This is a genomic window from Brevundimonas diminuta ATCC 11568 (assembly GCF_000204035.1).
Classification (GTDB): domain Bacteria; phylum Pseudomonadota; class Alphaproteobacteria; order Caulobacterales; family Caulobacteraceae; genus Brevundimonas; species Brevundimonas diminuta.
This window is the reverse complement of record NZ_GL883084.1, coordinates 55,156-66,859: the sequence shown is the minus strand read 5'-3', so window position 1 is coordinate 66,859 and position 11,704 is coordinate 55,156. Positions and strand designations below refer to the sequence as shown.

Genomic DNA, 11,704 nt, shown 5'->3' with positions numbered 1-11,704 from the left:
CCGGGAGTGGGCGCCTACACCGCCGCCGCCGTGGCCGCCATCGCCTTCGACCGGCCCGCCAATGTCGTCGACGGCAATGTCGAGCGGGTGATGAGCCGTCTGTTCGCGGTCGAGACTCCGCTGCCCGCCGCGCGGCCCGAGCTGCGCCGCCTGGCCGCCCTGTTCGTCGACGACCACCGACCCGGCGACTGGGCGCAGGCGCTGATGGATCTCGGCTCGGGCGTCTGTCGGCCTCGGTCGCCGCTGTGCGATCAGTGCCCGCTGGCCTTCGGCTGCGAGGCGCTGAAGACGGGGACGCCCGAACGCTATCCCTTGAAGACGAAGAAGGCCGAACGGCCGCATCGGCGCGGCCACGCCTATGTGCTGACCGACGCGACGGGGCGCGTCGCTTTGGTGCGGCGGCCGGACAAAGGGCTGCTGGGCGGCATGGCGGGCCTGCCGACCTCGGACTGGAGCGCGGCGCCGGATTTCGCCCCGCCGACTGGGGGCGACTGGCGGGCGGCCGGATCGGTCGAGCACGTCTTCACCCACTTCAGCCTGACGCTGGAGGTGCATGTGGCCGAAGGGCGGGGCGACTTTCTGTGGACCACAGCGGCCGAAGCGGCGAAGGCCCTGCCGACCGTGTTCAGGAAGGCGCTGGAGCGCGGGTTGGGCGCGGCCTAACCCGTCGCCCTCAGGTTCACCGCACCGCTACGTTCGCGCGGCATGACCACGACATGGCCGTTCAGACGCTGGAAATGCAGGTCGATCACCCCGTCGCCGACCTTCAGCCGCGTGATCGACAGCCGGTCCAGCCCGGCGGGCAGGGCGGGATTGTTGACCTCGACCAGGCCCTCGGCGGCGTCGATGCTCAGGCCCAGCACCGACTGCATCATCAGGAAGACCGACCCCGCCGCCCAGGCCTGGGGCAGGCAGGCGACCGGATAGGCGATCGGCGGCTCTCCCGTCTCGCGCACGAAGCCGCAGAACAGTTCGGGCAGCCGCATCTGAAAATGAGCGGCCGAGCCGTAGATCTCGCCCAGCAGCATGGCGACCGCCCGCCGTTCACCGTAACGGGCCATCCCCGCCGCCGCCAGGGCCGTGTCGTGCGGCCAGACCGAGCCGTTGTGATAGCTCATCGGATTGAAGCGGGCCTGTCCCTTGGCCAAGGTCCGCAGGCCCCAGCCCGAACGGAACTCGGCCGTCAGCATCCGGCGCGTCACCCGCCGCGCCCGCTCGTGCGAGGGCAGGCCCATGAACAGCAGGTGCCCGGCGTTGGAGGCGATGGCGCGGCACTGCTCCCCGTCGCCGTCCAGGGCGATGGCGTAGAAGCCCTCGTCCTCCATCCAGTAGCGGTCCTCGACCAGGGCGCGCAGCGCCTCGGCCCGCGCGGCCCATTCGAGGGCGCGGCCGTCGCCCAGCACCGCGCCCATCTCGGCCAGCGCCTTCCAGGCGGCGAAGGCGTAGCCCTGGACCTCCAGCAGGGCGACCGGCCCCTTGGGAAAGCGGCCGTCGGCGTGGAAGATGGAGTCTTCGGAGTCCTTCCAGCCCTGGTTCGACAGGCCGGTGTCCGCCGCGCGGGCGTAGTCGATCAGGCCGTCGCCGTTGCTGTCGCCATAGTCGCTCATCCAGCCCGCCGCCGCGATCAGATGGGGCCACAGGGCGCGGATGGTCCCATAGTCGTTGGTGCGCTTGGCGTAGGCGCCGGCCAGGGCGATGAACAGGCAGGTGGTGTCGACCCCGCCGTAGTAGAGGCCGAAGGGCACCTCGCCCAGCACGCTCATCTCGCCGCCGCGCGTCTCGTGCATGATCTTGCCGGGCGCGGAGTCCATGAAGGCGTTGGTCTCGGTCGCCTGACGCGAGGCCAGATAGGTCAGCACTCCCTTGGCCAGGCCGGGGTCGATCCACAGCATCTGCCAGGCGGTGATGATGCCGTCGCGCCCGAACGGGGTCGAGAACCACGGCGTCCCCGCATAGGGATAGGGGCCGGTCGGCAGGTCGGTGACGAGCAGGGCGATGTCTGCCCTCGACTGCCGCAGCCAGTCGTTGAAGCCTTGGTTGCGCCCCCCCTCGACGATGGCGCCGCGACGCAGCCGTCGTCGCATGGCCAGTCGCGCCAGAATGGCGTGCCAGCGCCAGCGCGCCTCGTCCGGCTGCTCGCAGGCGTCCAGGCCGCACTCGACGAACAGGTCCAGACTGCGGCCGCGCGGCAGGCTGAACATGAACTCGGCTCGATTGGCGCTGAGACGGGCGGGCGGCTCTGAGAACGCCAGGCAGCTGGTGCGTCCCACGCCGTCCAGCCCCGTGTAGCTGAAGGTCACGCGCCGCCCGTCGATCACCGGCGGATGGATCTCGCCGTGCTGAGCCCGCACCGCGCCGCGCACCTGGAAGATGTCGGCGAAGTCCGCGTCGAACTCGAACGTCAGCGGCAGCAGGATGTCCTCGACGCCGTGGTTGACCATCCGCACACGCTCGAACAGCCGCCGGTCCCACAGGAAGCGCCGCCGCTCCAGATGCAGCACCCCCGCCGGGGCCGAGCGCCCGCCCATCGGCGGCAGGGGCCGGTTGGTCGAGTGGCAGGTGAAGAAGACGTTGTCCTTGGTCACGCCTGAGCTGAGCCGCGACGGCCGCGCCCGCCCGACCGTCAGGACGAAGCGCGACAGCAGCCGCGTGTCCCGCTCGAACAGGCCGTCGGCGCCCGACTTCACGTCTCCCCAGTGATCGGCGACCAGGAAGGCGTCGCCGTCCTTCAGCGCCATCAGGGTTTCAAGCCCGTCCTGGTCGTTGGTGTCGGCGGCGGTGGTCTGGACCGAATAGGCGTCGTCCATAAGCGTCTCCGCTTGCGGTTCGTCCCCCCGGCTTGGGATCAGAAGCGAACGGTCGGCGCGCGGTTCAGTTCAGATGAAAACGGCGTTCGTCATCGGGCCGATAGGGTTAGGCGAGGGCGGCGAAGCTGCGCTCTTCCTCGATCGTCCGCATCGGGGCGGCGAACGGCCGCTGGGCCAGAAGGTCGGCGTAGACGTCCAGATACCGCCGCGCCATCGCCGTAGCCGAGAAGCGCAGGTCGAACCGCGCGCGGATCGCTTCCCGGTCCAGCCGGTGCGCCTGGGCGGCGGCGGCGACCGCCTCGTCCATAGAGGAGACCAGGAAGCCGGTGGCCCCGTCCTCGATGATCTCGGGCGTCGAGCCGCAGGCCAAGGCGACGACGGGCGTGCCGCAGGCCATGGCCTCGATCATCACCAGGCCGAACGGCTCGGGCCAGTCGATGGGGAAGAGCAGGGCCTCGGCCCCGCCCAGGAAGGCGGACTTCTGATCGTCGCCGATCTCGCCGACGAACTCGACCAGGGGATTGCCGCACACCAGAGGTTCGATTTTTGTCTCCCAATAGGCGCGATCGGCGGCGTCGATCTTGGCGGCGATCTTCAGCGGCTTGTTCAGCCGGGTCGCGATCTCGATGGCGCGGTCGGGCCGCTTTTCGGGCGAGATGCGGCCCAGGAAGGCCAGATAGCCCTCCGATCGCGGCGAGAAGCGATAGAGATCCCCCGGCATGCCGTGATGCACGGTCGCTCGCCAGTTGGCGTGGGGCAGGGGGCGGCGCTGATCGTCGGAGATCGACACCAGGCCGTACTCCGTCCAGCGCTCGTAGATCGGGGCCAGATCCTTCAGGTCCAACCGCCCGTGCAGGGTCGTCACCGTCTTGTCCGCCCAGCCCTCGAAGAAGGGGAAATGGATCATGTCGGTGTGGAAATGGATGACGTCGAAGCGGTCGGCGCGGTCCAGCACCTCGGCCAGTTGGGCCATGTGGGCCGCCAGATCGGATTTCAGCGGCGCGGGGTCCAGGCGGATGGCCTGGTCACGGACCGGAATCAGGCGGGCGCGCGTACGCGCATCGGCGCTGGCGAACAGGGTGACGTCGTGACCCAGCTCGACCAGGGCGTCAGTCAGGTGGGCGACCACGCGCTCCGTGCCGCCGTAAAGCCGGGGCGGCACGGCCTCGTACAAGGGCGTGACTTGGGCGATTTTCATGGCAGGCTCCTGCGTCGCGTGACGACGCGACGCCGAAACCTCAATCCGCCCAGGATCGCCGGGTTCCAGCGTTGCCGGAACGATATTCTTCAACGCCGCCTGTAGGTTATGAGGCGGTGAGAAGCGTCGGCCTTACTGCATCCCGGCGCGGATTTCGGCGCGCAGGGCGTCGATGGGGCGCAGGCCCGTATCCGTCTTGAAGCGCCAATAGGTCCAGCCGTTGCACGCCGGGGCGTTCTCCAGCAGGGCGCCTAGCTTGTGGATCGAGCCGGTCAGGGCGCCGGACACCAGCGAACCGTCGGCCCGCACCCGCGCCTCGCGCTCGCCCTTGGGGCAGTACAGCTTGTCGCCCGGCGCCAGCAGCCCGGCCTCGACCAGGGCGCCGAAGGGCACCTTGGGCTCGGCCTTCTTGGAGCCGGTGACGACCAGGTCTTCCGGCGCGGCGGGGATGACGGCCTTGATGCGCTTTTCGGCCAGTTTGGCGTAGGTCTCGTCGCGCTCGATGCCGATGAAGCGGCGACCCAGGCGCTTGGCCGCCGCCCCCGTCGTGCCGGTGCCGAAGAAGGGGTCCAGCACCACGTCGCCGACGCGGCTGGCCGATAGCAGCACGCGGTGCAGCAGGGCCTCGGGCTTCTGGGTCGGGTGGGCCTTGTCGCCGTTCTCGTCCTTCAGCCGCTCGCCGCCGGTGCACAGGGCCAGAGTCCAGTCCGAGCGCATCTGTGTGTCTTCGTTGAAGGCCTTCAGCGCGTCGTAGTTGAAGGTGTAGCGCTTCTGTTCGCGCGACTTGGCGGCCCAGATCAGGGTCTCGTGGGCGTTGGTGAAACGCGTGCCCTTGAAGTTCGGCATCGGGTTGGACTTGCGCCAGATGATGTCGTTCAGCACCCAGAAGCCCAAATCCTGCATCGCCGCGCCCAGGCGGAAGATGTTGTGATAGCTGCCGATAACCCAGAGCGAGCCCTCGTCCTTCAGCACCCGGCGGCACTCGCCGAGCCAGGCGCGGGTGAAGGCGTCATAGGCGGCGAAGCTGTCGAACTTGTCCCAGTCGTCGTCGACCGCATCGACCTTGGAGTTGTCGGGACGCAGCAGGTCGCCGCCCAGCTGCAGGTTATAGGGCGGGTCGGCGAAGACCATGTCCACCGACTTGTCCGGCAGGCCCTTCAGCACCTCGATGCAGTCGCCACGCAGGATGACGTCGGTCTTCAACTCGGACATGGAAAAGCGGCCCCGGACAGATGAGACGCTTATGGTGAATCCTTACGGTTAAGGCGGAGTAACCAAGATTCACGCGCGGCGATTGCGTGGATTGCGTTGCGGCGAAACGGGGCCATAATCTCCGCATGGAAATGGCGGTCAGACCTTTCTGATAGCGTCCGTGCGGGCCTGACGCCCCCGAGCGGCGCGCCTTTTGCGACCCGGTTTCGCCCGGCGCATCAAGGCTGCGCGCTTCATACCCTCTGGTAAAAATTCCAAGGCCGCCCGGCGCTGACCGGGTGCGGCCGCGCACATAGAGATTTCCATGACTCAGGTTTTCGAAAGCCCGTTCAAGGGCCGACTGCTGTCCGATCTGGCGACCAATCCCAACATCATCGTCGGGCGCTACAGCTATTATTCCGGCTGGTATCACGGCCACGGCTTTGACGACTGCGCCCGCTATCTGATGACCGAGCCGGGCGTGGACCGGCTGATCATCGGCGACTTCTGCTCGATCGGCAGCGGGGCCGCCTTCATCATGGCCGGCAACCAGGGGCACCGGAACGACTGGGCCAGCTCCTTCCCCTTCTTCTACATGCCCGAGGTTCCGCATTTCGCCGGGGCGGTCGACGCTTTCCAGAAGGCAGGCGACACCGTCATCGGCAACGACGTCTGGATCGGCAGCGAGGCCATCATCATGCCGGGCGTGAAGGTCGGCGACGGCGCCGTGATCGGCACGCGGGCGCTGGTGACGCGCGATGTCGAACCCTACGCCATCGTCGGGGGCAATCCGGCCCGGGTCATCCGCAAGCGGTTCGACGACGACAGCGTCGCCATGCTGCTGGAGATGAAGTGGTGGGACTGGGACGACGCCCGTCTGCGTCAAGCCATGCCCTTGCTATGCAGCGGCGACATCGCGGCCCTGCACGCCTTCTGGCGCGAATGGGCGGAGGTCCAGGCGGCATAAACCCGCTCATCCCGGCGAAGGCATGGTGCAAATCGCATCCTGTTTGAGCTATGGGGCGAAGATGATCCGTCGTCTTCGCCCCGTTCCGTTCGCCCTCGGGCCTGTCCACTTCGTCGGCATCGGCGGTATCGGCATGAGCGGCATCGCCGAGATCATGCTGAAGATCGGCTATCAGGTGCAGGGCTCGGACGCCAAGGCCAGCGCCAATACCGAGCGGCTGGAGAAGCTGGGCGCCCGCATCTACATCGGCCACGACGCCGCCCATGTGACCGAGGGCGTCTCGGCGGTGGTCTATTCCACGGCGGTCAAGTCGACCAACCCCGAGCTGGCGGTGGCGCGCGAACGCCGCATTCCTCTGGTGCGCCGGGCCGAGATGCTGGCCGAGCTGATGCGGCTGCAGTTTTCGATCGGCGTCGGCGGCACGCACGGCAAGACGACGACGACCTCGATGGTCGCGGCCCTGCTGGACGCCGGATCGCTGGACCCGACGGTGGTCAACGGCGGCATCATCAACGCCTATGGCACCAACGCCAAGGTCGGCGAGGGCGACTGGATGGTGGTCGAGGCGGATGAGAGCGACGGCTCCTTCCTGCGCCTCAAATGCACGGTGGCGATCATCACCAACATCGACCCGGAGCACCTGGACCACTACGGCGACTTCGACGCGGTGAAGAAGGCGTTCGGCGACTTCATCGAGGACATTCCCTTCTACGGCTTCGGCGTGGTCTGCCTAGATCACCCCGAGGTGCAGAAGCTGGCGGCCCAGATCGACAACCGCCGTCTGGTCACCTACGGCCTGAACCCTCAGGCCATGGTCCGCGCCGACAATGTGCGCATGGATCCGGACGGCTCGCGCTTCGACGTGGTGATCCAGGGGCAGGGCATGGCCGCTCTGGGCGAGCCTGCGCGCATCGAGAACCTGCACCTGCCGATGGCGGGCTGGCACAACGTCTCCAACGCCCTGGCCGCCATCGCCGTGGCGCGCGAGATCGGGGTGGACGACGACGCCATCCGCACGGGCTTGGCCGGGTTCGGCGGGGTCAAGCGCCGCTTCACCACCACGGGCGTGGCTCATGGGGTGCGCGTCATCGACGACTACGGCCACCATCCGGTCGAGATCGCCGCCGTGCTTAAGGCCGCGCGCCAGGTGGTGCAGAACGCCGACAACACCGGCCGCGTCATCGCCGTGGTCCAGCCGCACCGCTACACCCGCCTGCGCGATCTGATGGAGGACTTCTCCACCTGCTTCTCGGACGCCGACAGCGTTCTGGTCGCCGACGTCTATCCGGCGGGCGAGCAGCCGATCGAAGGCGTCGACAAGCACGCCCTGGTCGAGGGCGTCCGCCGCTACGGCCATCGCCACGTCGCCGCGCTGGAGAACGCCGCCGTCCTGCCGCGCGTCATCAAGGATGAGGCCAAGCCCGGCGATCTGGTGGTCCTGCTGGGCGCCGGCGACATCACCAGCTGGGCCTACGCCCTGCCGGCGCAGCTGGAAGCGCTGGGCTGAATTTCACGCTCCTGCTCATTCCGGCGGACGCCGGGATCCAGCGAGAGCTTCACGACGAAGCCTTGCCGCCCTACATCAGATCAACGTCAAACGGCTGGATGCAGCCAAAGCACTGGATCCCGGCGTCCGCCGGGATGAGCGGATTTATTGGATGGCCTGGACTGACAACCTCCCCGCCGTGCGCGGCAAGCTGCTGCTGAACGAGCCGCTGGGGCCCTACACCTGGTTCCGCGTGGGCGGGGCGGCGGACGCCCTGTTCATTCCGGCGGACGCCGATGATCTGGCCGACTTCCTCAAGACCCTGCCCGAGGACGTGCCCGTCACCGTGATCGGCGTCGGCTCGAACCTGATCGTGCGCGACGGCGGGGTCGAGGGCGTGGTGATCCGTCTGGCGGGCCGCGCCTGGGGGCAGGTGACGACCGACGGCGTCACGGTCACGGCGGGCGCAGGCGCGCTGGACAGCATGGTGGCGCGCGCCTCGGCCAAGGCGGGCATCGCCGGGCTGGAGTTCTATGCGGGCATCCCCGGCTCGATCGGCGGCGCCCTGACGATGAACGCGGGCTGCTATGGCTCCGAGACGAAAGACGTGCTGGTGTCCGCCTGGGGCCTGAACCGCAAGGGCGAGCGGGTCGAATTGGCCCTGGCCGACTTCGGCTACACCTACCGTCACTCGAACGCTCCGGCCGACATCATCTGGGTCGAGGCGACCTATCGCGGGACGCCCGACGCGCCCGAGGCCGTCGCCGCCCGGATCAACGAGATCACCGAACGCCGCGAGAAAACCCAGCCGATCCGCGAGAAGACCGGCGGCTCGACCTTCAAGAACCCCGAGGGGCATTCCTCGTGGAGGCTGGTCGACGAGGCGGGCTGGCGCGGCAAGCTGCACGCCGTTACCGGCGGCGGCGCCAAGTTCAGCGAGCTGCACTCTAACTTCATGATCAACCCCGGCGAGGCGACGGCGGCCGATATCGAGGGATTGGGCGAGGCGGTTCGGGCGGACGTGCTGGAAAAGACCGGCGTGCAGCTGAACTGGGAGATCAAGCGGATCGGGCGGAAGTAGGCGCTTAAATTCCGCTTCTGGCCGCTATCGTTTCCAACCGGTTAACCGTATTCAGGGCATAGGGGTGGGCTAGTCTTCGGATGTCGCCATGCGTACGCCCCTGAACACCCTCCATGTCGCTGTCCTGATGGGCGGCCTGTCGTCGGAACGCGAGGTCTCGCTGTCCTCGGGCCGCGGCTGCGCGGACGCCCTGGAGGGACAGGTCGCCAAGGTCACGCGCGTCGACGCCGGGCGCGATCTGGCTCAGGTGCTGACGGCGCTGAAGCCCGACGTCGTCTTCAACGCCCTGCACGGCAAATGGGGCGAGGATGGCTGCGTCCAGGGCATCCTGGAGACGCTGAAAATTCCCTACACCCATTCCGGCGTCCTGGCCTCGGCCCTGGCGATGGACAAGGACAAGTCCAAGGCCGTGTTGCAGGCGGCGGGCGTCATCGTGCCAGGCGGCGGCCTGTTCGACCGGCATGAAGTGGCGTCGCGCCACGTCATCGAGCCGCCCTATGTGGTCAAGCCGAACGCCGAGGGCTCGTCCGTCGGCGTCTATGTGGCGCGCGAGGGCGCCAACCGTCCGGTGGCCGAGGTCGGCGCCGAGGACTGGGCCTATGGCGATCAGGTTATGGTCGAGCCCTTCATCCCCGGCAAGGAGCTGGCGGTCAGCGTGATCGGCGAGGCCACCGGCCCGCGCGCCTTGACCATAACCGACATCACCCCAACCAAGGGCTTTTACGATTACGAGGCCAAGTACGCGCCCGGCGGCTCGCGCCACGTCCTGCCCGCCGAGCTGCCGCCGCACGTCTTTGACAAGGCTTTACGTCAGGCCGAGCTGGCCCACGCGGCCATGGGGTGCCGAGGCGTCTCCCGCGCCGACTTCCGTTATGACGATGTTAACGACGTTCTCGTTCTGTTGGAGGTGAACACACAGCCCGGCATGACCCCGACCTCGCTCGTCCCCGAGCAGGCGGCCTTTGTCGGTATGGATTATCGCGAACTGGTTCGTTGGATGGTGGAGGACGCCTCATGCCCGCGGTAGTGCGCGGCGGTCGGCGACAGTCTTCGGGCAAGGGCGGCGCGCGCGGCGCTCCGTCCGGCCGCGCGGCCGAGATCGGCCGTCTGGACATGTCGCCGCGCGTCGTGGCGGCGACCCTGGTGGTCGGCGTCGGCATACTGGCGGCCGTGCTGGCCACCGGCGCGCGGGCCGAGCGCATCTCGACGGCCGTCTCCGAACGCTTTGACTCGGTCACGACCGGCATGGGTCTGAAGGTGCGCCAGGTCCACGTCGCCGGCGCCTCGCCCGAGGCCGCCGCCGCCGTGCGCGCCGCTGTCGGCGTCCATGCCGATCAGCCTATCGTCAGCCTGGATCTGGCCGCCGTGCGCGACCGGGTGCAGTCGGTCGGCTGGGTCAAGGAGGCGCGCGTGGTGCGCCTGCTGCCCGACACCCTGATCGTGGACGTCAAGGAACACGACCGCCTCGCCGTCTGGCAGGTCGGCGGCAAGGCTCATGTCATCGACGCGCAAGGGATCATCATTCCCGGCGCCGACGCGGGCCGATACCCGCGCCTGCCGCTGGTGGTGGGCAAGGGCGCCGATCAGGCGGCCTCCGACGTCCTGCCCCTGCTGGCCCAGCGTCCGCGCCTGATGGCCAAGGTGGACGCCCTGGTCCGTGTGGACGAACGTCGCTGGGATCTGCGCCTCAAGGACGGCGCCCTGATCCAGCTGCCCGCCGTGGATCAGGAATCCGCCCTCATCCGCCTCGACGCCCTGGACCAGCGCGAACGCCTGCTGGATCTGGGCTTCGCCCGTATCGACCTTCGCACGCCGGAAGAAGTGGCCGTCCGCCCTTCCGAAGGCGCCGTTTGACCCTCTGACTTCCTAGGACACGACCCCATGGTTGGACGCAGCCGAGACATCAAGCCGGAACAGGGCAGGGGCGCGCCGCGCGCGCCGGTCGTGGCCGCGCTCGATCTCGGCCAGGCCAAGGTCGCCTGCTTCATCATGAAACCGGACGGCGTGCGTCACGCCGACCGCACCATCCGCGTCGCCGGCGCCGGCCACGTCCAGTCGCGCGGCGTCAAGGGCGGGGCCATCGTCAACATGGACGAGACGGCCCAGGCCATCGGCCACGCCGTCGAACGCGCCGAGCGCGCGGCGGGCGCCCCTGTCTCCGGCGTCGTCGTCACCACGGCCATCGGCCAGATGGCCAGCCATCGGGTGCAGGCGCGTGTCTCGCTGGGCTCCCACCCGATCAGCGACGCCGATCTGGCGCGCGCCATCGGCATGGCCCTGGCCCAGATTCGCCTGCCGAACCGACGCCCGATCCACGTCCTGCCCATCGCTTGGTCGGTGGACGGCGCGCGCGGCGTCCACGACCCGCGCTCGATGCGCGGCGGCTCTCTGGGGCTGGACCTGCTGGTCGTCTCCATGTCCGAGGGCTCGTTCAACGCCCTCAGCCACTGCCTCGAACTGGCGCACCTGGACCTGCAGGGCGTGGCCGCAGCGCCGGTCGTCTCCTCCCTCGCCGCGTTGGAAGAGGATGAGATGGAACTGGGCGCCCTGTGCATCGACATGGGCGGCGGCTCGACCTCGGCGGCGGTCTGGGGCGGGCGCTCCCTGCTGCACATCGAAAGCCTGAACGTCGGCGGCGACCATGTAACCGCCGACATCGCGCGCGGCCTGTCGACATCGCGCGTCGGAGCCGAACGGCTGAAAACCCTGCACGGCTCGGCCATGGCGTCGGCCAATGAAGACCGCGAAATGCTTGAGGCCCCGCCGCGCGGCGAGGACGCCTCGGCCGGTCCCGTCATCGTCCCGCGCGCCATGCTGAAGACCGTCATCGCCCCGCGCGTGGAAGAGACGCTGGAGTTGCTGCGCGATCGCCTGAAGCACGCCGGGCTGGGCCTCGAACCTGGCGCGGGCCTGGTCCTGACCGGCGGCGCCAGCCAACTGAACGGCGTGCGCGAGCTGGCCGTGCGCGTCTTCG

At 68.7% G+C, this 11,704-nt stretch carries 10 protein-coding genes; 7 read left to right on the top strand and 3 right to left on the bottom strand.

The annotated features are described in order from the left end of the window. A partial coding sequence (locus tag BDIM_RS00345; RefSeq protein ID WP_040344443.1) for an NUDIX domain-containing protein occupies positions 1-663 on the top strand: 663 nt, incomplete at its 5' end. Here BDIM_RS00345 and BDIM_RS00340 read toward each other — a convergent pair. The 3 genes from BDIM_RS00340 to BDIM_RS00330 all read right to left on the bottom strand — a co-directional run bounded on the left by BDIM_RS00340 (position 660) and on the right by BDIM_RS00330 (position 5,217). After that, positions 660-2,807, bottom strand: a complete 2,148-nt coding sequence (locus BDIM_RS00340) for an amylo-alpha-1,6-glucosidase (RefSeq protein ID WP_003163567.1) — start codon at positions 2,805-2,807, stop codon at positions 660-662. The genes BDIM_RS00345 and BDIM_RS00340 overlap by 4 nt on opposite strands. A gap of 106 nt (positions 2,808-2,913) precedes the next feature. Then, the gene (locus BDIM_RS00335; RefSeq protein WP_003163566.1) at positions 2,914-4,005 is read right to left on the bottom strand and encodes a glycosyltransferase family 4 protein; all 1,092 of its coding nucleotides are present in this window, start codon (positions 4,003-4,005) and stop codon (positions 2,914-2,916) included. Positions 4,006-4,137: 132 nt separating this feature from the next. After that, positions 4,138-5,217: a site-specific DNA-methyltransferase gene (locus BDIM_RS00330; RefSeq protein WP_040344441.1), complete on the bottom strand. Its 1,080-nt coding sequence runs from the start codon at positions 5,215-5,217 to the stop codon at positions 4,138-4,140. A gap of 304 nt (positions 5,218-5,521) precedes the next feature. Between BDIM_RS00330 and catB the strand changes: the two genes are divergently transcribed. From catB to ftsA, 6 genes are all read left to right on the top strand, one after another. Next, complete coding sequence (gene catB, locus BDIM_RS00325; RefSeq protein ID WP_003163564.1) at positions 5,522-6,163, top strand: type B chloramphenicol O-acetyltransferase; 642 nt, start codon at positions 5,522-5,524, stop codon at positions 6,161-6,163. Between the two features lie 61 nt (positions 6,164-6,224). Beyond that, positions 6,225-7,670, top strand: a complete 1,446-nt coding sequence (gene murC / locus BDIM_RS00320) for a UDP-N-acetylmuramate--L-alanine ligase (protein WP_003163563.1) — start codon at positions 6,225-6,227, stop codon at positions 7,668-7,670. A 151-nt stretch (positions 7,671-7,821) separates the two neighbouring features. Next, positions 7,822-8,730 carry a UDP-N-acetylmuramate dehydrogenase gene (murB, locus tag BDIM_RS00315; protein ID WP_003163562.1) on the top strand — a complete coding sequence of 303 codons (909 nt, stop codon included), beginning with the start codon at positions 7,822-7,824 and terminating at the stop codon, positions 8,728-8,730. An 88-nt stretch (positions 8,731-8,818) separates the two neighbouring features. Further along, the gene (locus tag BDIM_RS00310; protein ID WP_003163561.1) at positions 8,819-9,757 is read left to right on the top strand and encodes a D-alanine--D-alanine ligase; all 939 of its coding nucleotides are present in this window, start codon (positions 8,819-8,821) and stop codon (positions 9,755-9,757) included. Then, positions 9,745-10,584 (top strand): cell division protein FtsQ/DivIB, encoded by an 840-nt coding sequence (locus BDIM_RS00305; protein WP_040344439.1) that lies wholly within the window; start codon positions 9,745-9,747, stop codon positions 10,582-10,584. Before BDIM_RS00310 ends, BDIM_RS00305 begins: the two co-directional genes overlap by 13 nt. Positions 10,585-10,611: 27 nt before the next feature. After that, positions 10,612-11,704 (top strand): cell division protein FtsA (gene ftsA, locus BDIM_RS00300; protein WP_050796551.1); only part of this gene is annotated, 1,093 nt, incomplete at its 3' end.

Excerpts from the sequence above, each read along its gene's own strand:
- murC (WP_003163563.1), top strand. The coding sequence starts at position 6,225 with ATGATCCGTCGTCTTCGCCCCGTTCCGTTCGCCCTCGGGCCTGTCCAC.
- murB (WP_003163562.1), top strand. The coding sequence starts at position 7,822 with ATGGCCTGGACTGACAACCTCCCCGCCGTGCGCGGCAAGCTGCTGCTG.
- BDIM_RS00335 (WP_003163566.1), bottom strand. The coding sequence starts at position 4,005 with ATGAAAATCGCCCAAGTCACGCCCTTGTACGAGGCCGTGCCGCCCCGG.
- BDIM_RS00310 (WP_003163561.1), top strand. The coding sequence starts at position 8,819 with ATGCGTACGCCCCTGAACACCCTCCATGTCGCTGTCCTGATGGGCGGC.
- BDIM_RS00340 (WP_003163567.1), bottom strand. The coding sequence starts at position 2,807 with ATGGACGACGCCTATTCGGTCCAGACCACCGCCGCCGACACCAACGAC.
- catB (WP_003163564.1), top strand. The coding sequence starts at position 5,522 with ATGACTCAGGTTTTCGAAAGCCCGTTCAAGGGCCGACTGCTGTCCGAT.
- BDIM_RS00305 (WP_040344439.1), top strand. The coding sequence starts at position 9,745 with ATGCCCGCGGTAGTGCGCGGCGGTCGGCGACAGTCTTCGGGCAAGGGC.
- BDIM_RS00330 (WP_040344441.1), bottom strand. The coding sequence starts at position 5,217 with ATGTCCGAGTTGAAGACCGACGTCATCCTGCGTGGCGACTGCATCGAG.